Genomic DNA, 24,884 nt, shown 5'->3' on the forward strand with positions numbered 1-24,884 from the left:
CCCCCACCCCGCCCGGGCTGGCCATCAACACCGGGCCAGCCCACCGCGCCCAAAACCCGTCGTGGTACAGGTCATTTACCGGTCAGATCGCGGAGGCGTTCGTCGCGGCCGGCTGCGGCCTGCAGGCGGCGGGCGGCGTTGCGGTAGCGCAGCACCTGGACCGCGCCGAGCGCCCACAGGGCGTACTGCGCGGCGAAGGCCCACCGGAACGCGGCGAGGTCCGGGGCGGTCCGGCCGGCGGGGGTGGCCAGGTCGAGGACGACGCCGACGGCGAGCATCAGGACGATCGAGGCCACGAATCCGCCGACGTTGACGATGCCGGTGGCGCTGCCGATCCGGCTGGCCGGGTTGAAGGTGCGGGCGTAGTCGAAGCCGATGGCCGAGCCGGGACCGTTGACGGCGAGCACCAGCACCAGGACGACCAGCAGCCAGCCCGGGGCGCGGCCGGGCCAGGCGAGCACGACCGCCCAGACCGCGGCGGTGGCGGCGGTGACGGCCAGGACCAGCACCGAGCGGCGGAACGGGTGCCGGGCGCACAGGTGGGCGACCACCGGCCCCACCACGAGGCCGGCCAGGGTCATCAGGGTGAGCAGGGACGCGGCGACGGTGGGCGCCATCCCCTGCCCCTGCACGAGGAAGGGGTAGCCCCACAGCAGCGCGAAGACCGAGCCGGAGAACTGGGTGACGAAGTGCGTCCACAGGCCCAGCCGAGTGCCGGGTTGCGCCCACGCCGCGGCGAGTTCCCGGCGTACGGTGGCCAGGTCGGGCGCCGGCAGGGCGGCGTGCTCGCGGTGCGGGGTGTCCCGGACGGCCGCGGCGACCATCGTCAGCACGGTCGCGCCGAGCGCGGCGGCGGTGAGGAAGGCGGGGGTCCAGCCGGTGTGGTGCAGCAGCGCCACCAGGGGAACGGCGCCGAGGACCGCGCCGAGCTGGCCGAGGGTGCCGGTGAGCTGCACCAGCATCGGGTTGCGCCGGCCCGGAAACCAGAACGTGATGATGCGCAGCACGCTGATGAAGGTGGTGGCGTCACCCAGGCCGACCAGGACGCGGGCCCCGACGGCCAGCCGGACGTCGGTGACCAGCGCGAAGCAGAGCTGCCCGGCGACCATCAGCGCGCCGCCGGCGATGAGCAGCCGGCGGGACCCGAACCGGTCGAGCAGGACCCCGACGGGTATCTGCATGGCGGCGTACACGGCGAGCTGGGCGACGGAGAACGTGGCCAGCGTGGCGGCGTTGATGTGGAAGCGGTCGGCGGCGTCGACCCCGGTCACGCCGAGGGAGCTGCGGTGGAACACCGCGGCCACGTACGCGCCCAGCGCGACCGCGAAGACCAGCACGGCGGAACGGCGGGGCGGGGCGGCGGGGACGGCGGCGGCGGCGCTCACCGCAGGCTCCGCAGCACGGTCGCGGCGTTGTCGACGTGCGCGGCGACGCTGTCGAGCCAGGCCTGCTGGTCGTCGCCGTCGAGGGTGGCGAGCTGGGCGGCGTGCTCGGCGAGCACGACCTGCGCCCAGCCGGGCGAGAGCCGGAAGCTCGCCTCGCCCATGCGCACCTGCCGGTCGCGCAGCCGGTGGTACAGCTCGGCGAGGATCTCGTTGCCGGCCGCCTCGACGACGGTGGCGTGGAAGGCCCGGTCGGCGGCCATCAGTGCGGTGACGTCGCCGGCCGCGTGAGCCTCACGCATGCGGTCCAGCCAGCGGGCCAGGTCGGCCCTCAGTTGCGCGCGGCGGGGCCAGACCCGCTCGGCGGCGTGCAGTTCGACGAGGCGGCGCGCCTCGACGACGTCGGCGATCTCCCGGGCGCAGACGGGCCGGATCAGGGCGCCGCGCTTGGGGTAGAGCGCCACGAGCCCCTCGGCCTCCAGCCGCAGCAGCGCCTCCCGGACGGGGGTGCGGGAGACACCGGCCGCCTCGGCGATCTCCCCCTCGCTGATCAGCAGGCCGCCCGGGTAGACCTGTTCGAGGATCGACCGCTTCAGGTGCTGGTAGGCCCGCTCCGCCGCCGAGGGGGCGACCGGCCGCGCCGGAGGACTGGGATGCGCCATGTATCTATGCTGCACCTCAGCGGGTACGGGGCGGCGGGGCGGGACCCGGATCGTGTCGTGCGCCACGAACCCGACCCCAGCCCGGACCCGGCACGTCACCCCGGGCTCGGCACCGGGCCCCCGGTGTGGCGCGAACCACGGCGGGGCGCGGCGGGTCCGACGGGCGGGACCCGCACGGACCAGACAGAATCGATGCATGTCATTTCCGCGCCGGTGGCTGCTCGCCGATCAACTCGGGCCGCACTTCCTCGACGATCCGGCGCAACCGGTCCTGCTGGTGGAGGCCAAGGAACTGTTCCGGCAGCGCCCGATGCACCGCCAGAAGGCCCACCTGATCCTGTCCGCGCTACGGCACCGGGCAGCCGAGTTGGGCGACCGGGCGACGCTGGTGCGGGCCGGGACGTTCCGCGAGGCCCTGGCGCGGGTCAAGGAGCCGCTGCAGGTGTGTCACCCGCCCTCGCGGGCCGCGCTGGCGTTCGCCCGGTCGGTGCCCGGACTGACGATCCTGCCGCCACGCGGCTTCCTCACCAACCGGGAGGACTTCACCGCGTGGGCGGACGCCCAGCGCCGGGGGCCACTGCGGGTGGCGGACTTCTACCACTGGGCGCGGCGCGAGCACCGGGTGCTGGAGGGGCCGCCGGGGCGCGTCCCCCGCCGGTCACGCGCCTTCGCCGGCACGGTCGCCCCGGCACCGCCACCCGTCGTGGAGGACGCGATCGACGCGGACGTCCGCGCGGAGCTGGACCGGTGGGAGCGCGAGGGCGTCCGGTTCGTGGGCCGCGACGGCCCGCGCCGGTACCCGGCCACGTACGCCGAGGCGGACGCCCGGCTGCGGCACTTCGTCCGGCACCGGCTGCCCGACTTCGGCCGGTACCAGGAGGTGATGAGCGTCGGGGACCCCCTGCTGGCGCACAGCGTACTGTCGTCGTCGTTCAACCTGGGGCTGCTCGATCCGGCGGAGGCGGTCCGGGCGGCGGAGACGGCCTGGCGCGCCGGGGCCGCGTCGCTGTCGGCCGTCGAGCCGTTCGTGCGCGGGCTGCTCGGCTGGCGGGAGTTCCTCTGGCAGCTGTACTGGTACGTCGAGCCGCGCCTCCCGGGCGCGACCCGGCTGGCCGCGGCCGAGCCGCTGCCGGAGTGGTTCGCCGAGCTGGACGCCGACGCCGTCGAGGCGCGCTGCCTGGCCGACGTGCTGGCCGGGGTGCGCGACCGGGCCTGGGCGCACCACGCGCAGCGGCTGCTGGTGCTGGGCAACTACGCGCTGCAGCGCGGGTGGCGGCCGGCGGAGCTGGCGGACTGGTTCCAGCGGAGCTTCGTCGACGGCGCCGACTGGGTGATGAACGCGACGGTGATCGGCATGAGCCAGTACGCCGACCTGGGCCGGGTCGACAGCCGCCCGTACGCGGTGGACGGCCGGTACGTCGACGAGCTCAGCGACTACTGCGCCGGCTGCCGGTACCAGCCGGAGACGGCGCTGGGCGACCTCGCCTGCCCGTACACCGGGGGGTTCGACGCCTTCCTGCACCGCAACCGGGAGCGGCTGACCGGCGACCCCCGGCTCGCCGCGGAGCTCGCCGAACGCGACGACCCGCACCTGCGGGAGGCGGTGCTCACGCAGGAGGACAAGCGCGGCAGCAGCCCGCCCTGACCGTCCCGGGCCGGCGGCACGACGTCACCCGGCGGCGCGGGCGCGGCCCATGCCGAGGGCCAGGACCCGCCCGTACGAGGCGGGGGCCAGCCGGGCGAGCAGGTCCGGCAGCGTCGCCGACCAGCCGACCAGCACCCGGCCGCGGCGGCGCGCGACACCACGCAGGATGACCTCGGCGGCCCGCGCAGGGTCGATGGTGAGCAGCTTCTCGAACCGGCGGCGCCCGGCCTCGTACTCCTCGACCGGGACGCCACTGCCGACCCGGGCGCTGCTCGCGATCCGGGTGCGGATGCCGCCGGGGTGCACGCAGGTCACCCCGACACCCACGTCGGCCAGCTCGTGGCGCAGCGCCTCGGTGAAGCCCCGGACGGCGAACTTGCTCGCCGCGTACGCGGCCTGCCCGGCCGGGGCGATGAGCCCGAACAGGCTGGAGACGTTGACCAGGTGCGCGCCGGGCTCGGCCTTCAGCGCCGGCAGCAGGGCGTGGGTCAGCTGCACCACGGCCCGGAAGTTGACGTCGATCACCCAGTCGAACTCGTCCAGGGTGACCTGGTCGAACCGGCCGCCGAGGGCGACGCCGGCGTTGTTGACGAGCAGCCGGAGCCGCGGGTGATCCCGGCGGACCTCCTCGGCCACCCGGGCCGTCGCCGCCGCGTCGGCCAGGTCGACCAGGTGGGTGGCGAGCCGCCGGTGGGGGTGGGCCGCCCGGATCGCGGCCGCCACGGCGGCGAGCCGGTCGGCGTCCCGGTCGAGCAGGACCAGGTCGCTGCCGCGCCGGGCCAGCCCGTGGGCGAGGGCCTCGCCGATGCCGCTGGCCGCCCCGGTGACCACGGCCGCGCCGGCGGCGAAGTCGAACGTACGCACGTCGTCTCCCTCTGCTGGACCGGTCAGCCGACGGCGGCGTCGGCGGGGCGGGCGGGGTCCGGGCGGCGCGGGCCGGGCGGTGGCGCGCCGGCGCGGGAGAAACGCACCCCGGCGTCGGTCAGCCGGCCGTGGCGCATCAGCAGCACGTCGCGGGGATAGTTCTGGTGCAGCCGCCACGGCGCGGACGCGCCCTGCTTCGGCAGCGCGTCGACACCGCGCAGCACGTAGCCGGACTTCAGGTCGATCAGCGGCACCCGCTCCCCGGAGCCGGGAGCCAGCGGGGTGACGATCTGCTGGCCGGTGGCGTCCAGGTGCCGCAGCAGCCGGCACACGTACGTCGCGACCAGGTCGGCCTTGAGCGTCCAGGACGCGTTGGTGTAGCCGATCGTCATCGCCAGGTTCGGCACGCCCGAGAGCATCATCCCCTTGTACGCGACCGTGTCGGCGAGGTCGACCTCGGCGCCGTCGACGCTGATCGTCATGCCACCGAGCGCCAGCAGGTTCAGCCCGGTGGCGGTGACCACGATGTCGGCGGTCAACTCCGTGCCGGAGGCGAGCCGGACGCCGGTCGGGGTGAACGTGTCGATCCGGTCGGTCACCACCTCGGCGCGGCCCTGCCCGACGGCGGTGAACAGGTCCCCGTCGGGCACCACGCACAGCCGCTGGTCCCACGGGTCGTAGCGGGGCGAGAAGTGCCGCCCGACGTCGTACCCGGCCGGCAGCCGGCCGGCGGCGGCGCGCAGCAGGAACCGCCGCACCAGCCCCGGGGCGCGGCGGCTGAGCTGGAAGTTCGCCACACCGAGCAGCACGTTCTTCCAGCGCACCAGCGGATACGCGACCTTCGCGGGCAGCCGGCGGCGCAGCGCGTCGGCGAGGCCGTCGCGGGACGACAGCGCGATCACGTACGTCGGCGAGCGCTGGAGCAAGGTGACGTGGGCGGCCCGCTCGGCCAGCGCCGGCACCAGGGTCACCGCCGTGGCGCCGCTGCCGACGACCACCACCCGCCTGCCGGTGTGGTCCAGGTCGGCGGGCCAGTGCTGCGGGTGCACCAGCCGCCCCGCGTACTCCCCCATCCCCGGCAGGTCCGGGGTGTAGCCGGCGTCGTAGCGGTAGTAGCCGGAGCAGACGAACAGGAACGCGCAGGTGAGCGCGACGTCCTCGCCGGTGTCGTCGCGGCGGGCCCGCACCGTCCACCGGGCGGTGCCGCTGTCCCACTCGGCGCGCACGACCCGGTGGTGGAAGCGGATGTGCTCGGTCACGCCGTACTCCCGGGCGGTCCGACGGACGTAGTCGCGGATCGAGTCGCCGTCGGCGATGGCCTTCGGATCGGTCCACGGCCTGAACGAGTAGCCCAGGGTGAACATGTCCGAGTCGGAGCGGACGCCGGGGTAGCGGAACAGGTCCCAGGTGCCGCCGATCGCGCCGCGCGCCTCCAGCACCGCGTACGTCTTGCCGGGACAGTCGCGGCGCAGGTGACAGGCGGCGCCGACGCCGGAGAGACCGGCGCCGACGATGAGCACGTCGACGTGGTCGCTGGCCATGGTGCGTCTCCCGTCGCAGGGTACGCCCCGGACCCTACCCAGTACGCCACCCCGCCGGCGGACCGCACCCGGCGGCGGGGCCGGTCAGCCGGTACGGGTGAAGTCCGTCGTCCAGTTGGTCTCCCAGGTGCGCTCCCCCGTCAGCGGCCCACCGGCCCCGCGGCGCGGGTGTCGGCCAGGTAGCCGTCCAGGTCCGGACGCTCGGGCGCCAGGACGTGCCGGACCCAGGCGGCCCGTTCGTGCTCCAGCACGCCCAGTTCCCAGACGCAGCCGACCCCCGGGCGGCGCAGTTCGACGAAGTGCGCCGGGTCGTCGTCCGGGCAGTCCAGCGCCGGCTGGCCGGCAACGCCGATCCGGGCCTCGACGACGTTGTCCCAGAACCAGCTGTACGCGAGCAGGTAGGCGGCGCCGTCCGCGCCCCGGTGCAGCACCACCCAGCCGCCGGGCGGGGTGCCGTCGTCGCCGGTGGGCAGCAGCCGGGGCAGGAACGCCGCGGCGGCGCGCCGCACCTCGGGCGTGATCCGGCGGTCCGGCTGGTCGATGAGGTAGTGCTTGAGCCGGCGGCCGGCGACCGTGGTCACGCCGGCGACGCGCAGCTCCTTGCTGTGGAATGCCATACCGGGGACCGTAGGGCCGGCCCACTGACACCTGGTGTCAGTGGGCCGGCCCCGGCGTCGCGGAATCCCGTCAGGGCAGGTCGGGGGCGGCCACCCAGGACCAGGTGAGCCCGTCGCGCGACAGCCGGGCACCCCGTCGAGTCGGGCCAGCCCGTCTGCACGTACCCGCCGGGCACCGGCTTGGCGTCCGCCCCGGGCTCCAACGTGGTCGGCCGGTGAGCTTCAGCCAGGACGCCTGCGCCGGCACCAGCAGCGTGTCCACCGGCTGCCCCGCCGGGTGCAGGGAGTCGCCCGGGTGGTAGACCGCGCCGTCGGAGACGACGTACCCGAGGTTGGCGCAGTCGGGCTGGCCGCCGTGGATGGTGGCGTGCCGGCCGCCGACGGCCAGCACGGGCAGGCCCGCGGCGGTGAACCGCTGCCCGGCGCGGACCCGGGTCACCGGCAGGTCGGCCAGCGGCGGCAGGACGGCCCCCTCGGGAACGAAGACGGGGGCGCCGAGGCCGGCGAGGCGGAGGACGTCGACGTGGTCGGTGTGCTCGTGGGTGACGAGCACGGCGTCCGCTCCGGCGAGGGCGCGCGGCTCGCTCCAGGTGCCCGGGTCGACGACCAGCACCCGCCCCTCGTGCTCGAGCCGTACTCAGGAGTGGGTGAACTTGGTGATCCGCATCCGCCCGAGGGTACGCGGCGCCCCTCTTTCCGCCCGGGCGCCGGCCACCCGGGCTGGGCGGCGGGATGATCGGGGCATGGAACGAGGACCGGGGCGGGGCCACCGGGCCGTGCCGCACACCGCCGACGTGCGGATCGAGGCGTGGGCGCCGGACCGGGAGGGCTGCCTGGCGGAGGCGGTGCGGGCGGCGGTGGAGACGTTCGCCGACTTCTCCGGCGCGGGGCCGGGCACCGGGGCGACGGTCGACGTCCCGGCCGGCGACGACGAGGACCTGCTGGTGGGCGCCCTCGACGAAATGATCTTCCGGTTGGAGACGGAGGGGACGCTGCCGGTCGCGGTGGAGGTGACCGCCCGGCCCGACGGGGCGTGCGGGTGCGCTGGCGGGTCGTGGACGCCGACGCGGTGGAGCCGGTCGGCGCGGTGCCGAAGGCGGTGTCCCTGCACGAGCTGCGTTTCGGCCCGGACGGGCGCGGCTGGTCCTGCGCGGTGACCCTGGACGTGTGACGGCGGCCCGCCAGGGCGCTCGTCGGGCACCGCCGACGCGGGCCGACGGACGGTCAGCCCTTGACGACGCCCAGCGGCACCAGCCGGGCCACCCGGCGGCACAGGCCGGCGCCCTCGGCCACCTCGACCACCTCGGTGACGTCCTTGTACGCCTCCGGCGTCTCCTCGGCCAGCCCCCGCCAGGACGCCCCGCGCACCGCGATCCCCCGGCTCTCCAGCTCCCGGCGCAGGTCCTGGCCCCGGACGGTCTTCGTGGCCTGCTTACGGCTGCGCGTCCGGCCCGCCCCGTGGCACGTCGAGGCGAACGCCGGGGCGCCGGCGACGCCCGTGAGCACGTACGAGGCGGTGCCCATGGAACCGGGGATGAGCGCCGGCTGGCCGGCGGGGCACAGGTCGGCGGGCAGGTCGGCGTGCCCGGGCGGCAGCGCCCGGGTGGCGCCCTTGCGGTGCACGCAGAGCCGCCTCTCGACGCCGTCCACCCGGTGCGTCTCGATCTTCGCGAGGTTGTGCGAGACGTCGTACACCAGGTCGAGGCCGCCGCCGGTGACCCGGGCGAAGATCCGGCGGGCGGCCTCGGTGAGCAGCTGCCGGTTGGCGCGGGCGTAGTTCGCGGCGGCGGCCATCGCCGCCAGGTACGCCCGCCCCTCCGCCGAGTCGACGGGCGCGCAGGCGAGCTGCCGGTCCGGCACCTGGATGCCGTCGCGGGGCATCGTGCGCTCCATGGTGCGTACGTAGTCGGTGCAGATCTGGTGGCCCAGCCCCCGCGACCCGCAGTGGATCATCACGCAGACCTGGCCGGCGCGCAGCCCGAACGCCGCCGCCACCCGCTCGTCGTGGACCTCGTCGACCGCCTGCACCTCCAGGAAGTGGTTGCCGGAACCGAGGCTGCCGACCTGCCCCTGCCCGCGCTGCACGGCCCGGTCGCTGACCTGCGCCGGGTCGGCGTCGCCGACCGCGCCGTAGTCCTCGCACCGGTCCAGGTCCCGGGGCACGCCGTGCCCCCGCTCGACGGCGTACCGGGACCCGGCACGCAGCACCGCGTCCAGCTCGGCCCGGTCGGTCAGGTGCCACACGGAGCCCCGGCCCATGCCGCGCGGGATCGCGGCGTCGAGGCCGTCCATCAGGGCCTCGCGCACCCGCGGCAGGTCGTCGCGGTGCAGGTCGGCGGCGAGCAGCCGCACCCCGCAGGAGATGTCGAAGCCGACCCCGCCCGGGGAGACCACCCCGCCCGCGTCGACGTCGGTGGCGGCGACGCCGCCGATCGGGAAGCCGTACCCCCAGTGCACGTCGGGCATCGCGTACGAGGCGCCGACGATGCCCGGCAGGGTCGCGACGTTGGCCACCTGCTCCAGGGACCGGTCCTCCCCCACGTCGGGGATCAGCGCGCGGGAGGCGAAGACGACGCCGGGCACCCGCATCGTGTCCCGCCGCTCGATGCGGAACCGGTACGGCGCCTCCTCGACCAGCTCCATGCGTCGCGGCTACCCGCCGGGCGGACGGCTACACCTCGCCGGCACCGGGCGTCAGGGCGGGCGGCCGACGAGGCGGCGGGATACCGCTGACGGGACCCGCGGGCCGACCCGCACCTGCGGACCCACGCCCGCCAGCACGGCGAGCAGGGTCACGCCCAGCCCGATCAGCAGCGCGTTGACCGCGCCGACCATGGCCGCCGTGGTGAGCAGCAGCTGGGTACGGCTGGGACGGTTGCCGACCGCCGCCCAGGACGCTCGCACGTCGTCCCCGGCCAGGGCCGCGTCCGCGAAGAAGTCGTGCCCGGCGGCGAGCTTGCGGTGGTAGTACGCCCGGATGCGCTGCATGCGTCTGAGGTCCACCTCGTTCTCCACCATGTTCTGCACCAGCCGGCCGAACGTGAGCAGCCCCGTGATCACCAGGGTCGGCAGCACGGCCCCCAGGTACGGCTTGAGCAGCGGGCCGCTCGTGGTGACGAAGCCCAGCCCGATCAGCGCGGCCGACAGCAGGGACAGGAACACGGTGGCCCGGCCGACCGACTCGGTGACGGTCGCGCTGCGGGAGGTCTGGAGCACGAAGTGTTCGGTGGTCAGGGCGGTGAGCAGTGCCTGCTCGCGCGCGCTGTCGTCCATCGTCCGGCCCCCCGCCTGACTGGATAGGCCCACCCTACGGGCGCCGCACGCGTCCGGGGCCGGAAAGACCTGGTCACCCCGCGTCCCCGCGGCACGGCGCCGGCGGGACAATGGGGCGGCCCGGGATTGCCGGGCGACCACCCCTACGACCCGGGAGAACGGTCAGCGTGCCAGAACCATCCCAGCCCGCCCCGGGCGGCGACCTGCGGGCGGACTGCTCCCGCTGCTTCGGGCTGTGCTGCGTGGCGCCGGCGTTCTCCGCGTCCGCGGACTTCGCGCTGGACAAGCCGGCCGGGCGGCCCTGCCCCAACCTGGGCGCCGACTTCCGCTGCGGCATCCACCGCGACCTGCGGGCCCGGGGCTTCCCGGGGTGCACCGTCTTCGACTGCTTCGGCGCGGGCCAGCAGGTCGCCCAGGTCACCTTCGGCGGGCGGGACTGGCGGGCCGCCCCGGAGACGGCTACGCGGATGTTCGACACGTTCGCCGTCATGCGCCCGCTGCACGAGCTGCTCTGGTACCTGACCGAGGCGGTGGCGCTGACCGCGCCCGGCCCGCTGCGCGAGGAGCTGGCCGCGGCGCTGACCGAGACCCGCCGGCTCACCGCCGGCGGCCCCGAGGAGTTGCTCGCCCTCGACGTCGACGCGTACCGGGATCGGGTGAACCCGCTGCTGTCGCGCGCCGGCGAGCGGGCGCGCGCCGAGCGGCCCGGGGTCGACCGGCGGGGGGCCGTGCTGGTCGCGGCCGACCTGCGCCGGGTCGACCTGGTCGGGGCGAACCTGCGCGGCGCGGTGCTGCTCGGGGCGGACCTGCGCGGCGCCGACCTCACCCTGGCCGACGTCACCGGCGCGGACCTGCGCGGCGCCGACGTGCGCGGCGCGGACCTGCGGCGCGCGCTGTTCCTGCACCAGTCCCAGGTCGACGCGGCCCGCGGCGACCACCGGACCGGGCTCCCGCCGGCGCTCGCGCGCCCGGCCCACTGGTCGCCGCCGATCACCGTGCTGCCCCGGCCGGTCGCCGACCGCCCGCGAAGCGGCGGGCGGGCCGAGCCCGGTACGCGGGCCGGCGGCGGGCGGGCGGCGCGCCGGGGCCGGCCCCGCTGACGTCCGCCGCGGCCGGGCGGGCAACCGTCCTGCCGGCGTTTGCCGGCCGCCGGGACGGGCAGGAGTGCGGCATGACCAGTGAGAGGCGCGTGGACCGAGCCAGCACCGACGAGCCCGACGGCGCGACCGCCTACGAGGCGTCGCTGCGCCCGCCGGGCGAGTCCCTGCACACGACCGACGACCACGGGGACGACTTCGCCGACCTGCCCGCCGAGAACCGCCAGCCGGCCCGCGGCACCAGCCGCGCCGGCTACGACGTCGACGCGGTCTCCGGCACCGCCGACCCGGCCGACGAACCCGCCGCGAACGAACCCTGACGTCCCCCTCCTTCACGATCTTGCACGTTGGGCCCCCGGATCGGGTCTTTCATCCTGTTTGTCGGGGCGACAATTGCACGATCGCGGAGCTGGGCGGGTGGCGGCGGTGGGACACGGTGCGTCGCTCAGTCACCGGGCGGCGGTCGCCTCCGACCGGGCCTCGGCCATGCCGCGGTTGGCCAGCGCGTCCGCCCGCTCGTTCTCCGGGTGGCCGTTGTGCCCCTTCACCCACAGCCACCGCACCGTGTGCCGGGCGCAGGCCGCCTCCAGCCGTTGCCACAGGTCGGCGTTCTTGACCGGCTGCCGGGACGCGGTCACCCAGCCGTTGCGCTTCCACCCGGCGAGCCAACTGGTGATGCCGTTGCGCACGTACGTGCTGTCGGTGTGCAGCTCGACGGAGACCGGGCGGGTCAGCGCCTCCAGCGCCCGGATGGCGGCCATCAGCTCCATCCGGTTGTTCGTCGTCGGGGTCGCCTCGCCACCGCACAGCTCCCGCTCGTGGGCGCCGTAGCGCAGCACCACGCCCCACCCGCCCGGGCCGGGGTTGCCGCTGCACGCGCCGTCGGTCCAGATCTGCACGACCCCGCCGGCCGCCTCGTCCACCATGCCCGCAACCTACCCGGCGCGCCCTGTCGCCGGGCCTCCGGGCGGTCCGGCGCGGGGGAGATCGGAGGCGCCGCCCGGCGTCCGCGCTGCGGGCGGCGTCGGGAGGTGGTCCGTCGTGACCGCGACTTCTGGCGGGGTCGCTCATCATGATCGAACCACGGGACGGTGTGCTGGCCGAGGTGCGCGCCGCCCTGGACGGCCTCGCCGGCTCGGGCCGGGAGGCCGGGGTGCAGGTCGCGGCACCGGTGCAAGGCCGTGCTGCGGTACGGACGCGCGGGCGGTCAGCGCGGGCGGCGCAGCCGGCCGCGTAGCCGCCCCACCGCGTCCCCGAGCACGGCGGAGGTCATCGGCAGCAGCGGACTGGACCGCATGACCGCCAGGTCCTCCCCCGGCGAGGTCCCGCCGTCGAGGAAGCGCAGCACCCGCTGCGGCGGGTTGCGGTCGAACAGCCGGTCGAAGAAGTCCGGGCCGGCCAGCCGCCCGGTGTCCAGCGCCCGCAGCGCGACCGCGTCCAGCCACAGGTGCCGACGGGGGTACGCGGGCGCGGGCACCGGCGGGCGGCCGGCCGCCACCGCCCGGGCCACCTGCTCGGCCTGCCGCAGCATCGCGGCGAAGGTGTAGCCGGTGGAGGGCCGGGTGGCGCCGCCGGCCGTGCCGAGGCACACCACCCGAGGCGAGGGCCGGCGCGCGAACGGGGCGTCGGTCATCGGGATCACCCCGTTCTCCACCTCCCGCACCCTCAGCGCCTCGGGATGCAGGCCGAGCCGGGCGACGTAGCCGCGCAGCGCCCGGTCGTACCCGTGGTCGGTCAGCGGCGCCGGGGAGAACTCCGTGTACTCGACCAGGGCGTACCGGTCGCTGACCGGCAGGACGTAGCCGAAGGACACGCCCCGCCGCGGCTGCGGGGTGCGGAAATCCATCAGCACCGCCCGGTCGGGGTCGAACGCCGCCGCCCCGGCCTCCAGCCACCAACCGCGAAAGTGCTGCAACCAGGACGTCCGGCCGGGCCTCCGCGGCGGGCGGGGCCGGGAGTCCAGCACCCACGACGCCCGCGCCAGCGGCACCCCGTCCGGGCCGCGGAGCAGCACGCGGGTGCCGTCGTCGGCCAGGGCGGTGACCGCGGCGTCGATCCGGGTCGCGCCGAGGCGCCGCTCGGCCTCGGCGGCCCGCGCGTACACGGGGGCGGAGCGCAGCATCGCGTACCGCAGCGGGGCGAGGTCGAGCACCCGGCGCCGGGCGGGCGTGGTCACCTCGACACGCCGCCAGCTGGCGCTGAGCAGCGGCTCCAGCTCGCCGCCCGGCCGGCCCCAGAACGCCCAGGTGCGGTCCTGGCCGTGCTTGCGGACCGGGTCGAGCACGGCGACCCGTACGCCCCGCACGCCGTGCCGGTCCAGGGCGGCCAGCACGAGCGACGCCGCGCCGCCGCCGCCGACCAGGGCGAGGTCGACGTCGACGGGTGGGGAGGCGGCCACCCCGCCACGCTGCCACACCACGCGCCGGGGCGCGGCGCCGGGACACCGACCCCGCCGACCGGGTCCGGTGACGGGCCGGGAACGGCCGCTACCGCCCGCGCTGGTGGACGGTCTCCAGCCGGGCCAGGTCGTCCGGGGTGAGCCGCAGCGCCGCGGCGGCCACGTTCGCGACCAGGTGCTCCGGGTTGCCGGTGCCCGGGATGGCCAGCACGTTCGGGCCGCGGTGCAGCGTCCAGGCGAGCCGCACCTGCGCGGTGGACACCCCGTGGGCGGCGGCGACCGCGCACACCTCGGGGTCCTCCTCGCCGCCCGCGCCGGCCTCCCGGCCGGCGGTGGCGATGGCGAAGAAGGGCACGTACGCCACGCCCCGCGCCGCGCAGTCCCGGACGAACTCGTCGTGGCCGGCCCGGTAGCCCAGGCCGTACGCGTTCTGCACGCACACCACCGGGGCGACGGCCCGCGCCTGCGGCAGGTGGTGCGGCCGGACGTTGGAGATGCCCAGGTGCCGGATCAGCCCGGCGTCGCGCAGCTCGGCCAGCGCGCCGAAGTGCTCGGCGACCGAGTCCAGGCCGTTCTGGCGCAGGTTGACCAGGTCGAGGTGGTCGCGGCCGAGCTGGCGGAGGTTCTCCTCGACCTGCCCACGCAGTTGGTCCGGCCGGGCCAGCGGCAGCCACTGCCCCGAGGGGTCCTTGCCCGGCCCGACCTTGGTGGCGATGACCAGGTCGTCCGGGTACGGCGCGAGGGCGGCGTTGATCAGCTCGTTCGCCGAGCGCAGCGGCGAGAAGTAGAAGGCCGCCGTGTCGATGTGGTTGACGCCCAGCTCGACGGCCCGGCGCAGCAGCCCGATCATCTGGTCCCGGTCGGTCGGCCGGCCGTCGGCCGTCGCGGTCAGCCGCATCGCCCCGAGGCCGATCCGGTTGACGGTGCGGTCGCCCAGCGTCCAGGTGCCCGCAGCGTCCGCGGTGACGGTTCCCCTGTGCATGACGACGATCATGGCACGGGGGCGCCCGGACGAGTACCCGCGAACCGGGCGGGTGGGCCGCCGGGTCGGGGCAGTCAGCTCGCCGCCGCCGGGTCCCGGTCCGTGTCCAGCCACAGCCGGATCAGGTCGCGGCGACGCTCCGGCTCCGGATGGTCGGAGTAGGCGGTGCGCACGTGCACCACGACGTGGTTGTTGAGCAGCTGCATGTCCCCGGCCCGCAGGTCCATGCCGAGCACGAACCGTCGGCGAGCTGGTCGGCCGCCAGTCGGCCGGGCCACCGACCTGGCTGATCACCGACATGCGCGGCTCCTCCGATCGGATCCGGCCGCCGGCCGGGTGCTGTCCCCACAGCATGCCCCGGTGCCGTCGCCGAGGGCGGCCTGCTCTGCCACGGGCATAACTCGGTGGCGTCACGGCGACGACGGGGCCGGTAGCCGGGCGTACGCCTCGGGTCCGCCCGGGTGGGTCGATCACCGGCAGAACGGGCCGGGCCCGGACGGCAGGGGCGGCCCGCCCCGCCCCGTCACTGGCGGCGCCGGTACGGCCTTTCCGCAGCTCTCCTGCTGCGCGGGCGGACACGTGACGGGAACGAAGAATTCTCGTTTTCACCGGATCGGGGCCCCAACCCTCCTAGTGTTGGGCACACCGGTGCTAGTTGCGGTGTTGGCCACCCGAACGACGTCCCACCCGAACAGCGGACAGAAGTGAGGGAAGACGCGTATGAAGGCACAGTCACTACTCGTATCGACGACGCTCGGCGTGGGCCTCGGCACCCTGCTGCTCCCGGCCGCCGCGCTCGCGGCGACCACCGTCTCACCGGCCACCACACCCGTCGGCGGCACCGTCGTGCTCACCTCCACCTGCAACCCGAAGGCGGGCGACGCCATCTTCCACGTCACCGGCCCCAACCGGGACGAGAACGTCCGGTCCACCACGGCGGCCGCCGGCGGCGGACTCAGCGCCGAACTCTTCACCGCCGGGTTCACCATCGGCACCTACACGGTCACCGCGACCTGCGGCGACGGGACGTCCTCGGGCAGCGCCACGTTCACCGTCACCCCCATCGGCGGGGCGGCGGCCGGCGGGGGTGCCACCACCGGCAACACGGCCCTCCTCGCCGCGGGCGGCACCCTCGTCGGCGCCGCCACGGCCGGCGCGCTGACCCTGGTACGCCGCCGACGCCACGCGTCCGCCAACACCTGACCCGGCACACGTCACGACATCCCTGAGCACGACATCCCTGAGCACGACATCCCTGAGACGGGCGCCTGCGCCGGCCGACCACCGGCGCGGGCGCCCGTCGCGCCCGTCCGGAGGTGCGAGGTGCTCCCAGGCCACCGGGCCGCCGCGGCGGCGATCGCGCTGGCCGGCGTGACCGGGCTCGGACTGCTCGCCGCCGGGGCGACCCGCACACCCCCGCGCCCGCCCCGACCGGACGCCGCGGCGACCACCGACCCGACCGCCCACCGGGCGGCGTCGCCCGCGCCACCCCTGCCCCGGGCGGACCCGACCCGCATCACCATCCCCGCGATCGGCGTACGCGCCGACCTGGTGCCGGTGGCCGTCACCGGCACCGGCGAACTCGAAGTTCCCCCGCCGGACCGGCCGACCGTCGCCGGCTGGTACCGGCTCGGCGTCAGCCCGGGCGAGGCCGGCAACGCCGTCATCGTCGGGCACGTCGACTCCCGCGACACCGGCCCGGCGGTCTTCTTCGACCTCGGCCGGCTCCGGCCCGGCGACCGGATCCGCGTGGCGCGCGCCGACGCGACCGAGGTGACGTTCGCCGTGGACGGCATCGGGTCCTACCCGAAGACAGCCTTCCCCGCCGACCTCGTCTACGGCGCCGGCGCCGTGCCGCGGCTACGCCTGGTCACCTGCGGCGGCCGCTTCGACGAACGCCAGGGCGGCTACCTCGACAACGTCGTCGTCTTCGCCACCGCCATCCCCTGAGGACGCCCGGGCCACCACCCGGCGGGAAGATCGCCTACGGTTGCCGGCAGTTCCCGGTGAAGCGGAGGTGACCCGGTGGACCAGGAGCCCACGCGTACCCGCTGGCGGCGACGGCTGCCCCAACTGCTGCGACGCGCGCTGGGCGGCCGCCCCGCCCGGGCCGCGCCGCCCAGCCGCCCCGCCAACCCGGACGCCGTGGTCGACTGCGCGGTCTACGCCGACGGGCGCCGCCAGCCCGGACGTCCGCACTACGCCGACGCGTACACGCAGACCCGCCACCGACGGTCCTTCGTCTGGCTCGGCCTGCACGAGCCGGCACCGGCGGTGATGGCCGACGTCGGCCGGACCTTCGGCCTGGACGCGTTCAGCGTCGAGCAGGCCGTCGCCGACGGGCACCGCCCCACCCTGCAACGGCACGGCACGGCGACGCTGCTGGTGCTGCGCACCGCCGGCTACGTCGAGCACGCCGAACTGACGGGCACCTCCGAGGTGATCGACACCGGGGACGTGATGGTGTTCCTCGGCGACCGGTTCGTCATCACCGTCCGGCACGGCGCTGCCGGTGCGTTGACCCCGGTCCGCGAGGGCATCCAGGGCCGCCCGGCGGTACTCGCGGAGGGCCCCTGGGCCGTCGCGTACGCCGTGTGCGCCCGCATGGTCGACCTGTACCTGGAGGTCGCCGGGCACGTCGAGCACGACCTGGAACGCGTGGAGGAGACGGTCTTCGCCCGCGACCGGTCCGCCGATGTCCAGCAGATCTACCAGCTCAAACGGGAAATCGTGGAGTTCAAGCGGGCCGTACTGCCGTTGCAGGCGCCACTGCGCACGCTCACCGAGCCGCGCCCCGACGGCCCACCGCCGGCACTGCGCAGCCGGTTCGTCGAGGTGGAGGGGCAGCTCGCCCGGGCGGTCGACCGTGTCGGCGCGTACGACGACCTGCTCAACTCGCTCCTGCAGTCCCGACTGGCACAGCTGGCCGTCGAGCAGAACAACGACATGCGCAAAATCGCCGCATGGGCGGCGATCGCCGCGACGCAGACCGCCGTCGCCGGGATCTACGGCATGAACTTCGCGGTCATGCCGGAACTGAACTGGCGCTACGGCTACCCGGCCGCGTTGCTGGTGATGGCGGCCGCCGCGTTCACCCTCCACCGCCTCTTCCGCCGCTCCGGCTGGCTCTGACCGCCCCCACCCCCCATTCCACCCTCGCACCGCCCCGCCCCCCGGGGCGGGACAGAAATTTCGCGCAGTTTCGGGGAAAGAGTGGCCATACCGCCAGTCGAGGGGACAGTTTCCCCGAAAGTGTGGCCTCGGGTGCCGGTCCGGCGCGCTGCCGGCATCCGCTCCCGGTGGGGGCCGGTCGGCGAGAGGGAGTTCCCGGCCGGCGGTGCGCCGGCGGGACGCCGGCGGGACGCCGGCCGGGGCGGCAGCCGGGGCGGCAGCCGGGCGGCGACCCGGGCGGCGGCCGCGTGTCCGGTTTGGGGGTGAATGTCCCATGGTCGGCGGGTGGTCGTGGAATGGCGGCCGGGCCCACGCGGCGGTTTGCGCCCCCGCCCCCTTGACCCATCGGGCACTGACGCGGCCCGGGGGCGGTCATCAACCCCATGTCGCCGACATGGGGGCATCCACGCCCAGCGGATCCCGCCATGTCGGCGACATCGCGCGCACCACCACCCCCCGGCCGGTCTCTCCGGGCCCGGTTGACCCCATGTCGCCGACATAGGGGCATCCACGCCAGGGGGATCCCGCCATGTCGGCGACGTGGCGGGGCACCACGACGCCCCCGGCCGGCGACGAAGTGGGTGGAATGCCTCCGGCTGCCCCGGTGGAATGGCCCCGCCGCCCCGGCGCGTTACACCCCCGGGATGCGCCCGAGCATCGGGCCGAACCCAACCCCGGGAAGCCGCGACCCGCGGGAATCACCCGCCGCCCCCGGGCGTTACACCCCGGGCCACCCGAGCCAGGCACCATCGCCGGGACCCGAGCCCCTCGCGCTCTTCCCCTTTCCTTCCGCGCGGCGCGCCGCCCCCGGCGTGTTGCCGCGCGCCCCCGATCGAAAGGTTCCCTCATCATGCGTACCGACCTGATCCGCAAGACCGCCCTGACCGTTGCCGGCATCGCCGCCACCGCCGGCGGCATCGCCGGACCCGCCATCGCCGCCCACGCCGCACCCGCCCACAAGCCCACCCAGGCCACCCACACCCAGGCCGACCGCAAACCCGCGGGCGAGCGGGAACTCGACGTCCGCTACCAGGCCCAGCCCAACTTCTACTACTGCGGCCCCGCCGCCACCCGCAACGCCCTGTCCGTCCAGGGCAAGAACATCGACGTCGACGCCATGGCCAAGGAAATGGGCACCACCGAGAACGGCACCAACAGCATCAACGACATCACCCCCGTCCTGAACAAGGAAACCGGCGGCAACGTCTACAAATCCGTCGAGATCCGCGACACCAAGGCCACCGACACGCAGACCGACACCCTGCGCGCCGACATCGTCCGCACCATCGACAACGGCAAGGCCGTCGTCGCCAACATCGCCGGCACCACCACCGACACCGACGGCACCACCCACTCCTTCGAAGGCGGCCACTACATCAGCATCGTCGGCTACCACGACAACGGCCACACCGTCACCATCGCCGACTCCGCCAACCCCGACCAAGCCTCCTACCACCTCACCGTCGACAACCTCGCCGACTGGATCGCCACCCGCGGCTACAGCACCACCTCCTGACCGCAAACCCGAACCACAGGAGACAACACGAAGGGCCGACCCCCAGCGAGGGGCCGGCCCTTCGACGTACCCGCGCCGGGCACGCGGCAGGATGAAGGGATGGCGAAACGACACAGCCGCGGCGGCGCGGACGCGGCGACCCGCGCCTGCCCGTGCGGCGCCGGCCAGCCGTACGCCCAGTGCTGCGGCCGGCTGCACCGCGGCGAGGCGGACGCGGCCACGGCGGAGGCGCTGATGCGGTCCCGGTTCAGCGCGTTCGCCGTCGGCGACACGGCGTACCTGCTGCGCAGCTGGCACTCCGGCACCCGACCGGAGTCGCTGCGCCTCGACCCCGACCACCGGTGGACGCGACTGGAGATCCTCGGCACCGACCGGGGCGGCCTGTTCGACACCGCCGGCAGCGTCGCGTTCCGGGCCCACTACCGCCAGGGCGGCCGGCCGGGAACGCTCACCGAACACAGCCGATTCGTCCGCGAGAGCGGGCGCTGGGTCTACCTGGACGCCCTGCCGGACTGAGGCCCCCGACGTTCAGTGAGCCCAGGCCGAAGCCGATGGCCACGCCGCCGCCCGATGGTCAGCCGAACCCGACCCGGTCCAGCCAGAAGTCGAGCAGACCCCGGTCGCCCAGCACCTCCACCGTCCCGGCGTCGACCGGCCGCCGGCGGTAGACCACCAGCAGCAGTTCGGTCAGCGGACCCCGCACCGCCACGGCCGCCCGCTCATGCGCCGGACGCCAGGCGACGGCGTCGCCGGTCAGGTCGACCAGCCACTCCGCCGCCACGCCCGGCCCCGCGTCGGTGGCGTGCAGGTGGACCGTGCGGCCCGGGCCGAGCAGCTCACGCTGCCGCGGATGCACGTCGAGCATCATCGGCAGCGACCCCAGCTCCATCCACTCGTCGAGGGCGTCCAGCGCCAACTCCTCGCCGACGGTGAACGCCGCCCCCAGCGCCAGGGCCGCGTCGAGCCGGTGCATCAGCGTCTCGTGGGCGAACCGCCGCGCCCAGAACGTGCTGCCGGGATCCCCCGCGCCGGGCGGCAGCGGCGTCCACACCGGCGCGTCCGGCCCCGCCGTGGCCAGCGCCCCGGCCAACTCCCGCGCCCCCTCGACCAGCCAGGGGCCGAGCACCGCCGGATCCTCCCGCGCGTACGGGGTGAGGTCACGGAAGGAGTCGTCCGGCGGCGCAGCCTGCGGGCGCGTCCGCACGATCGACTCAGCCCAGCGCTGCCCACCGCCCAGGTGCCGGCCCAACTGGCCGACGTTCCACCCCGGGCACGAGGGCACGGGCACGGTCAGGTCGGCCCCGGCCAGATGGCCGGCCAGCAACTCGCTCTGCTCGGTGATCTCGGCGCGCAGACGGTCGTACCCCAGGCGACGCATGCCCTCAGGCTAGGCCCCACCACCGACAGCGCGCCGCACCGTCACGCCCGGGCGCGCCGGCCGAGGGCCACCAGCGCCGCCACCGCCAGGTACGGCACGGCGGCCCAGACGAACGCCGCCCGGTTGCCGGCCGCCGTGGCCACCAGCCCGTACGCCCCGTACACGCCCACGATGGTCAGGTCGGTGCCCATCCCCGCCAGCGAGGTGACCGTGGCCCGACCCGGCCCGGTGATGCTCGCCTGCAACCGGGCGCCGGTCAGCACGGTCGCGAGCTGGAACGCCGCGAACGCCACGGCGATCAACACGAACCCGGCCGGACGCCCGACGCCCGCCCCGGCCGCCAGGGCCGACGCGGCCAGCGCCAGCAGCCCGGCGAGGCCGCGCCGGCCCCACCGCTCCCCCACCGGGGCGAGCAGGCCTCCGACGGTCACCCCGGCCCACACCAGCAGGACCAGCAGCGGCACCGTCGACTCTGCCACGCCGGATTCCCGGGCCAGCAGCGGCACGTACTCGCCGACCGCGTCCCACACCGCGGTCACGACCGCCACCAGCAGCACTGCCCGGCGTACGCGGGCATCGGCGCGGACCTCGGCCAGGCCGCACCGCAGGCTGCCCCACCAGCCCCGCCCCTCGCCGGGCCCCCGGGCACGCGCGCCGCGGCTCCGGCGGGGACGTCGGCCGCGCGGTGCTCGGGGAAGCCGGTGGCGACGGCGGCGGCGAGCAGGCACACCAGCACGCTGGCCGCCCCTACGGCCGGGTACCCACCCCAGGCGAACACCGGCCCGGCCAGCGCGATCGACGCCATGACCGCCAGCACCTCCGCCGTGCGGGCGCGGCCGATGACCCGGGCGTACCGGCCGGCCGCGCCCCCGCGGTCCAGCTCGGTGAAGACGAGCGCCTCCAGCGCCCCGGTGCGCAGCGCCCCGCCCGCGCCCCAGAGCACGAAGCCGGCCGCGAACGCCGGATACGACGGCACGAGCACCCACAGCGCGAACCCGGCGGCGGCGCACAGCGGCGCGAGGCACAGCAGCAGCCGACGCGACACCGTGTCGGCCCACGCCCCCGACGGGAGTTCCAGCACCAGACCGGCCGCCGACCAGACGGCGAACAGGGCGGAGATCTGCCACACGGACAGCCCGGTGTCGCTGAACAGCAGCGCGTACAGCGGATAGAGCAGGACGAGGTCGGACAGGAACGCGTAGCCGTACAGGGTGGCCGCCAGCCGGCGGACCGACGTGTCGGGCACGCGGGTGGAGATCAGAACCATGGGACCTTCCACGGGGATGCGGACGGACACCCGAGGTACGCATCCCCGGCGGCCCACTGACGGCGGTCGTCGACGTCGGATCAACCTCGCCAGGGCCGGAATCGTTTCGGCAGGTGACGCGCGGCGTGCCGCGCCACCTGCCGCCCCCGGACACGCCCGCCGCCCCGCCGAATCGGCGCTCGTCCTGTCGGGCGGTCCCCTGCTCGGGTGACGGCGGTGTCCGCATCCCGGGTGGCGTGAGCGGTGCGGGTCGGCACAGCCCGTAAAGCATCCTAGGAGGCTAGGTGTCGTGCCGGGGCCCAGCCCGCGCAAGCCCGGCGCGACCGGAAGGCCCAGGGACGCGGCCGGGGCGCGCGTCACCGGGCCGGCGGCTGACCGCGGTGGCCGTCCGCCCGCTCACCCGTCGGTGCGGCGACCGGCTCCCGCTCGGGCGTGCCGGACGGGCCACCACCCGGCGCCGCGGCGGGCTCGGCCGGCCGGTGGCCCCGGGCGACCACGTCGAAGAAGCGCAGCAGCTCGACCGGGAAGGGCATGACCAGGGTGCTGTTCTTCTCCGCCGCCACGTCCACCACGGTCTGCAGCAGCCGCAGCTGGTACGCCCCCGGAGTGTCCGCCATCGTCCGGGACGCGTCGGCCAGCCGGCGGGACGCCTGGAACTCGCCGTCGGCAGCGATGACCCGGGCGCGGCGCTCCCGCTCGGCCTCGGCCTGCCGGGACATGGACCGCTTCATCCCCTCCGGCAGCGACACGTCCTTGACCTCGACCCGCTCGATCAGCAGGCCCCACGGCTTCTCGGTCGGAGCGTCGATGACCGCCTTCAGCTCCGCGTTGATCCGGTCCCGGTCGCGGAGCAGGGTGTCCAGGTCCGCCTTGCCGATCACCGAGCGCAGCGCGGTCTGCGCCACCTGGAGCACCGCGGCCGGGTAGTCGCGCACGTTGACCAGCGCCTTGACCGGGTCGACCACCCGGTAGTAGACGACCGCGTCGACGGTCAGCGTGACGTTGTCCCGGGTGATGACGCCCTGCGCGGGCACGCCGATGACGGTCGTCTGCATGCTCACCCGCACCATCCGGTCGGCGACCGGCACGATCAACTGCAGGCCGGGCTGGCGGACGCGGTCCAGCACCCGTCCGAAGCGGAAGACGATGCCGCGCTGGTACTGCTGCACCATCCGGACGCTCAGCGCCAGCAGGAGCAGCGCGAGCACGACGACGATGATCAGGCCGACGACGGCGCCAACTGCCATGTCCCCCTCGATCCCGGAGGCCTCCGCCTCCCGGCGCCGCACATACCCGCTGCGCAGCCCGGCATTCGCCCCGGTCCCACGTCGCCGCCCGGCACGGGCGGGTGGACCGGCGCGAACCGGCGTGCCGGGGCGGACGCGGCGGGCAGGCCGCCGGGTGGCGCACGCCCGTCGCGGGTCACCGCCCGGACGGCGTCGCGCGGGCGGCCGGCGCAGCCGGACACGTAGCCGTGCGCCTGGGCGGGCACGTTGCTGTGATGGCCAGGCGCTCCGCGCTCGGTGTCCGGGCGGCCCTGCGTGACCTGCCCCCGGGCCGGAGAAGCTGAGGGCGCCGAGCGGACCGCCGAATCACACGTGACCCGGGTCGCTCCCGCAGCGGTCGGAGAGGGCGTAACGCAGTAGCACGACGTCGCCGATCTGGCGGGCCTCCGCGAGGATCGCCCGCCGGCCCGGGTGCCACGGGAACCGGCCGTCGCCGGGGAACCGGGGCGCGCGGCGGTCGCCGACGAAGAACGGGGCGACCACCAGGTGCAGCTCGTCGACGAGCCCCGCCCCGAGGAACTGCGTGTGCACGCCCGCGCCGCCCTCGACCATCAGCCGGCGCACCCCCCGGGCGGCCAGGTCGGCCAGCACCCCGGCACAGCCGACCGGCTCGCCGGCGTCGGGGCCGGCCGACGCGACGCCACCGGCCCCGACGCCGCCCGCCGGCGCCGTGCAGCCGGGCGGCGCCTCCACCACCGTGGCCAGCCCGGCCAGGCGGTGCCGGGCCTTCTCCAGCGCCGCCGGCGCGCAGTAGACGATCCGCTCGGCGTCGCCGACGGTAAAGAACCGGGCCGCCGGGTCGAGATCGCCGGTGGCGGTGACGGTGACCTTCGTCGGCGACGGGGGCAGGCCGCGGGCGACCCGCCGCTGCTGACGCTCCGGCGAGCGCACCACCAGCCGCGGGTCGTCGAGGCGGACGGTGCCGGCGCCGACCAGGATGGCGTCGCACCCCGCCCGTACGGCGTCGACGCGGTCCAGGTCCGCCTCGTTGGACAGCAGCAGCCGCTGGTCCGTGGCGTCGTCGATGTAGCCGTCGATCGACATGGCACAGGACAGCAGCACGTACGGCCGGTCCTGCGGCACGACCCCGCCGTCCGCCACAGTGGGGCCCGGGCGCGCGGGGCCCGAGGCCGGGGCGCTCACGGGACGACGGAGAGGTCGATGGTGTGGGCTGCCCGGCTGACCTTGGCCGCCAGGTAGCCGGCGTTCGCCGGGGACAGGTGCAGCGCCGTGGGCACCCGTCCGACCACCTCGATCCCGAGCCGGCGCAGCTGCTCGGCCTTGTCCGGGTTGTTGGTGAGCAGGGCCACCCGGTCGGCCCCGAGGGCCAGCAGCATCTGGGCGGCGACCGTGTAGTCGCGCTCGTCGGCGCCACGGCCGAGGGCCAGGTTCGCCTCGTAGGTGTCCAGCCCCGAGTCCTGCAGGGCGTACGCGTCGAGCTTGGCGTACAGGCCGATGCCCCGGCCCTCCTGCCGCAGGTAGAGCACCAGGCCGCCCGGCTCGGCGATGCGCTCGACCGCCTCACGCAGCTGCGGACCGCAGTCGCACCGCTGGCTGCCGAACACGTCCCCGGTCAGGCACTCGCTGTGCGGGCGGACCAGCGCGGGCGGCCCGCCGGCGGCGGCCCGGTCCAGGGCGGCCGCCCAGTCCCCCACCCCGAACGCGAGGTGTTCGCCGCCGTCGGACAGGCCGTGGAACGAGAACACCCGGGCGGTCGTGGCGTAGCCGTCGGAGAAGCGCAGCGGAACCGTCACCTGCGTCCGGACGGTCGCGCTCGGCAGTGCTCGGGACATGGCTCTCCTTCG

General features: G+C 75.7%; 25 protein-coding genes and 2 pseudogenes. 10 read left to right on the plus strand and 17 right to left on the minus strand.

Translation table 11 applies throughout. The features are described from left to right. Positions 1 to 71 precede the first annotated feature (71 nt). A complete protein-coding gene (locus JD77_RS26480) occupies positions 72 to 1,385 on the minus strand; it encodes an MFS transporter (RefSeq protein WP_145776636.1) in 1,314 nt (437 codons plus the stop codon). Then, positions 1,382 to 2,044 (minus strand): GntR family transcriptional regulator, encoded by a 663-nt coding sequence (locus tag JD77_RS26485; RefSeq protein WP_145776637.1) that lies wholly within the window; start codon positions 2,042 to 2,044, stop codon positions 1,382 to 1,384. Before JD77_RS26485 ends, JD77_RS26480 begins: the two co-directional genes overlap by 4 nt. A gap of 196 nt (positions 2,045 to 2,240) precedes the next feature. Between JD77_RS26485 and JD77_RS26490 the strand changes: the two genes are divergently transcribed. Then, positions 2,241 to 3,689: a cryptochrome/photolyase family protein gene (locus JD77_RS26490; RefSeq protein ID WP_145776638.1), complete on the plus strand. Its 1,449-nt coding sequence runs from the start codon at positions 2,241 to 2,243 to the stop codon at positions 3,687 to 3,689. Positions 3,690 to 3,713: 24 nt separating this feature from the next. On the opposite strand, the gene JD77_RS26495 is transcribed toward JD77_RS26490, so the two are convergent. The 4 genes from JD77_RS26495 to JD77_RS26510 form a co-directional block, all read right to left on the minus strand. Next, positions 3,714 to 4,553 carry an SDR family NAD(P)-dependent oxidoreductase gene (locus JD77_RS26495; RefSeq protein WP_145776639.1) on the minus strand — a complete coding sequence of 280 codons (840 nt, stop codon included), beginning with the start codon at positions 4,551 to 4,553 and terminating at the stop codon, positions 3,714 to 3,716. A gap of 23 nt (positions 4,554 to 4,576) precedes the next feature. After that, complete coding sequence (locus tag JD77_RS26500) at positions 4,577 to 6,094, minus strand: flavin-containing monooxygenase (RefSeq protein ID WP_145776640.1); 1,518 nt, start codon at positions 6,092 to 6,094, stop codon at positions 4,577 to 4,579. Between the two features lie 140 nt (positions 6,095 to 6,234). Next, the gene (locus JD77_RS26505; protein WP_145776641.1) at positions 6,235 to 6,711 is read right to left on the minus strand and encodes a hypothetical protein; all 477 of its coding nucleotides are present in this window, start codon (positions 6,709 to 6,711) and stop codon (positions 6,235 to 6,237) included. 70 nt (positions 6,712 to 6,781) lie between these two features. Further along, a complete protein-coding gene (locus JD77_RS26510; protein ID WP_246140967.1) occupies positions 6,782 to 7,324 on the minus strand; it encodes an MBL fold metallo-hydrolase in 543 nt (180 codons plus the stop codon). Between the two features lie 130 nt (positions 7,325 to 7,454). On the opposite strand from JD77_RS26510, the pseudogene JD77_RS26515 reads away from it, so the two are divergent. Further along, positions 7,455 to 7,882 (plus strand): annotated as a pseudogene (locus JD77_RS26515) (archease). 53 nt (positions 7,883 to 7,935) lie between these two features. Here JD77_RS26515 and JD77_RS26520 read toward each other — a convergent pair. After that, positions 7,936 to 9,354 (minus strand): RtcB family protein, encoded by a 1,419-nt coding sequence (locus JD77_RS26520; RefSeq protein WP_145776642.1) that lies wholly within the window; start codon positions 9,352 to 9,354, stop codon positions 7,936 to 7,938. A 51-nt stretch (positions 9,355 to 9,405) separates the two neighbouring features. Beyond that, positions 9,406 to 9,984 carry a hypothetical protein gene (locus JD77_RS26525; RefSeq protein ID WP_145776643.1) on the minus strand — a complete coding sequence of 193 codons (579 nt, stop codon included), beginning with the start codon at positions 9,982 to 9,984 and terminating at the stop codon, positions 9,406 to 9,408. A gap of 167 nt (positions 9,985 to 10,151) precedes the next feature. Here JD77_RS26525 and JD77_RS26530 point away from each other — a divergent pair, with 167 nt between their 5' ends. Together JD77_RS26530 and JD77_RS26535 are read left to right on the plus strand one after the other, a co-directional pair. Next, positions 10,152 to 11,084 (plus strand): pentapeptide repeat-containing protein, encoded by a 933-nt coding sequence (locus JD77_RS26530; RefSeq protein ID WP_246140972.1) that lies wholly within the window; start codon positions 10,152 to 10,154, stop codon positions 11,082 to 11,084. A gap of 71 nt (positions 11,085 to 11,155) precedes the next feature. After that, positions 11,156 to 11,401, plus strand: coding sequence for a hypothetical protein (locus JD77_RS26535; RefSeq protein WP_145776645.1), 246 nt, complete (start codon positions 11,156 to 11,158; stop codon positions 11,399 to 11,401). Between the two features lie 129 nt (positions 11,402 to 11,530). Here JD77_RS26535 and rnhA read toward each other — a convergent pair whose 3' ends face one another. Continuing rightward, entirely contained in the window at positions 11,531 to 12,007 is a 477-nt protein-coding gene (gene rnhA / locus JD77_RS26540) for a ribonuclease HI (protein WP_145776646.1), read from the minus strand. 146 nt (positions 12,008 to 12,153) lie between these two features. On the opposite strand from rnhA, the gene JD77_RS32505 reads away from it, so the two are divergent. Beyond that, positions 12,154 to 12,318 carry a hypothetical protein gene (locus tag JD77_RS32505; protein WP_170286551.1) on the plus strand — a complete coding sequence of 55 codons (165 nt, stop codon included), beginning with the start codon at positions 12,154 to 12,156 and terminating at the stop codon, positions 12,316 to 12,318. Here JD77_RS32505 and JD77_RS26545 read toward each other — a convergent pair. The 3 genes from JD77_RS26545 to JD77_RS26555 all read right to left on the minus strand — a co-directional run bounded on the left by JD77_RS26545 (position 12,289) and on the right by JD77_RS26555 (position 14,697). Next, on the minus strand, positions 12,289 to 13,497 hold the full coding sequence (locus JD77_RS26545) for a lycopene cyclase family protein (protein ID WP_145777793.1): 1,209 nt from the start codon (positions 13,495 to 13,497) through the stop codon (positions 12,289 to 12,291). The two genes, JD77_RS32505 and JD77_RS26545, sit on opposite strands and share 30 nt — an antisense overlap. A gap of 70 nt (positions 13,498 to 13,567) precedes the next feature. Continuing rightward, positions 13,568 to 14,461 carry an aldo/keto reductase gene (locus JD77_RS26550; protein WP_145776647.1) on the minus strand — a complete coding sequence of 298 codons (894 nt, stop codon included), beginning with the start codon at positions 14,459 to 14,461 and terminating at the stop codon, positions 13,568 to 13,570. A gap of 74 nt (positions 14,462 to 14,535) precedes the next feature. After that, positions 14,536 to 14,697: a TauD/TfdA family dioxygenase gene (locus JD77_RS26555; protein WP_211372680.1), complete on the minus strand. Its 162-nt coding sequence runs from the start codon at positions 14,695 to 14,697 to the stop codon at positions 14,536 to 14,538. 484 nt (positions 14,698 to 15,181) lie between these two features. On the opposite strand from JD77_RS26555, the gene JD77_RS26560 reads away from it, so the two are divergent. The 5 genes from JD77_RS26560 to JD77_RS26580 all read left to right on the plus strand — a co-directional run bounded on the left by JD77_RS26560 (position 15,182) and on the right by JD77_RS26580 (position 19,664). Continuing rightward, complete coding sequence (locus tag JD77_RS26560; protein ID WP_145776648.1) at positions 15,182 to 15,664, plus strand: hypothetical protein; 483 nt, start codon at positions 15,182 to 15,184, stop codon at positions 15,662 to 15,664. A 120-nt stretch (positions 15,665 to 15,784) separates the two neighbouring features. Beyond that, on the plus strand, positions 15,785 to 16,411 hold the full coding sequence (locus tag JD77_RS26565; RefSeq protein ID WP_145776649.1) for a class F sortase: 627 nt from the start codon (positions 15,785 to 15,787) through the stop codon (positions 16,409 to 16,411). Positions 16,412 to 16,486: 75 nt separating this feature from the next. Next, positions 16,487 to 17,593, plus strand: a complete 1,107-nt coding sequence (locus tag JD77_RS26570; RefSeq protein WP_145776650.1) for a magnesium and cobalt transport protein CorA — start codon at positions 16,487 to 16,489, stop codon at positions 17,591 to 17,593. An 889-nt stretch (positions 17,594 to 18,482) separates the two neighbouring features. Then, positions 18,483 to 19,148, plus strand: a complete 666-nt coding sequence (locus JD77_RS26575; protein WP_145776651.1) for a C39 family peptidase — start codon at positions 18,483 to 18,485, stop codon at positions 19,146 to 19,148. Between the two features lie 99 nt (positions 19,149 to 19,247). Beyond that, a complete protein-coding gene (locus tag JD77_RS26580) occupies positions 19,248 to 19,664 on the plus strand; it encodes a YchJ family protein (protein WP_145776652.1) in 417 nt (138 codons plus the stop codon). Between the two features lie 58 nt (positions 19,665 to 19,722). Here JD77_RS26580 and JD77_RS26585 read toward each other — a convergent pair whose 3' ends face one another. The 5 genes and pseudogenes from JD77_RS26585 to JD77_RS26605 form a co-directional block, all read right to left on the minus strand. After that, positions 19,723 to 20,526, minus strand: a complete 804-nt coding sequence (locus tag JD77_RS26585; protein WP_145776653.1) for a maleylpyruvate isomerase family mycothiol-dependent enzyme — start codon at positions 20,524 to 20,526, stop codon at positions 19,723 to 19,725. A 41-nt stretch (positions 20,527 to 20,567) separates the two neighbouring features. Next, a pseudogene (locus JD77_RS26590) lies at positions 20,568 to 21,793 on the minus strand (MFS transporter). A gap of 356 nt (positions 21,794 to 22,149) precedes the next feature. Continuing rightward, positions 22,150 to 23,040 carry an SPFH domain-containing protein gene (locus JD77_RS26595; protein ID WP_145776654.1) on the minus strand — a complete coding sequence of 297 codons (891 nt, stop codon included), beginning with the start codon at positions 23,038 to 23,040 and terminating at the stop codon, positions 22,150 to 22,152. Between the two features lie 345 nt (positions 23,041 to 23,385). Further along, positions 23,386 to 24,162, minus strand: a complete 777-nt coding sequence (locus tag JD77_RS26600; RefSeq protein ID WP_145776655.1) for a RibD family protein — start codon at positions 24,160 to 24,162, stop codon at positions 23,386 to 23,388. A 56-nt stretch (positions 24,163 to 24,218) separates the two neighbouring features. Next, entirely contained in the window at positions 24,219 to 24,872 is a 654-nt protein-coding gene (locus JD77_RS26605) for a GTP cyclohydrolase II (protein WP_145776656.1), read from the minus strand. Positions 24,873 to 24,884: the final 12 nt, after the last annotated feature.

It is taken from the genome of Micromonospora olivasterospora, from assembly GCF_007830265.1.
Taxonomy (GTDB): Bacteria; Actinomycetota; Actinomycetes; order Mycobacteriales; family Micromonosporaceae; genus Micromonospora; species Micromonospora olivasterospora.

Bases quoted from the DNA above. Each gene is read 5' to 3' on its own strand.
- JD77_RS26485 (WP_145776637.1), bottom strand. From the start codon at position 2,044: ATGGCGCATCCCAGTCCTCCGGCGCGGCCGGTCGCCCCCTCGGCGGCG.
- JD77_RS26490 (WP_145776638.1), top strand. From the start codon at position 2,241: ATGTCATTTCCGCGCCGGTGGCTGCTCGCCGATCAACTCGGGCCGCAC.
- JD77_RS26500 (WP_145776640.1), bottom strand. From the start codon at position 6,094: ATGGCCAGCGACCACGTCGACGTGCTCATCGTCGGCGCCGGTCTCTCC.
- JD77_RS26505 (WP_145776641.1), bottom strand. From the start codon at position 6,711: ATGGCATTCCACAGCAAGGAGCTGCGCGTCGCCGGCGTGACCACGGTC.
- JD77_RS26520 (WP_145776642.1), bottom strand. From the start codon at position 9,354: ATGGAGCTGGTCGAGGAGGCGCCGTACCGGTTCCGCATCGAGCGGCGG.
- JD77_RS26525 (WP_145776643.1), bottom strand. From the start codon at position 9,984: ATGGACGACAGCGCGCGCGAGCAGGCACTGCTCACCGCCCTGACCACC.
- JD77_RS26535 (WP_145776645.1), top strand. From the start codon at position 11,156: ATGACCAGTGAGAGGCGCGTGGACCGAGCCAGCACCGACGAGCCCGAC.
- rnhA (WP_145776646.1), bottom strand. From the start codon at position 12,007: ATGGTGGACGAGGCGGCCGGCGGGGTCGTGCAGATCTGGACCGACGGC.
- JD77_RS32505 (WP_170286551.1), top strand. From the start codon at position 12,154: ATGATCGAACCACGGGACGGTGTGCTGGCCGAGGTGCGCGCCGCCCTG.
- JD77_RS26550 (WP_145776647.1), bottom strand. From the start codon at position 14,461: ATGCACAGGGGAACCGTCACCGCGGACGCTGCGGGCACCTGGACGCTG.
- JD77_RS26560 (WP_145776648.1), top strand. From the start codon at position 15,182: ATGAAGGCACAGTCACTACTCGTATCGACGACGCTCGGCGTGGGCCTC.
- JD77_RS26575 (WP_145776651.1), top strand. From the start codon at position 18,483: ATGCGTACCGACCTGATCCGCAAGACCGCCCTGACCGTTGCCGGCATC.
- JD77_RS26580 (WP_145776652.1), top strand. From the start codon at position 19,248: ATGGCGAAACGACACAGCCGCGGCGGCGCGGACGCGGCGACCCGCGCC.
- JD77_RS26585 (WP_145776653.1), bottom strand. From the start codon at position 20,526: ATGCGTCGCCTGGGGTACGACCGTCTGCGCGCCGAGATCACCGAGCAG.
- JD77_RS26595 (WP_145776654.1), bottom strand. From the start codon at position 23,040: ATGGCAGTTGGCGCCGTCGTCGGCCTGATCATCGTCGTCGTGCTCGCG.
- JD77_RS26605 (WP_145776656.1), bottom strand. From the start codon at position 24,872: ATGTCCCGAGCACTGCCGAGCGCGACCGTCCGGACGCAGGTGACGGTT.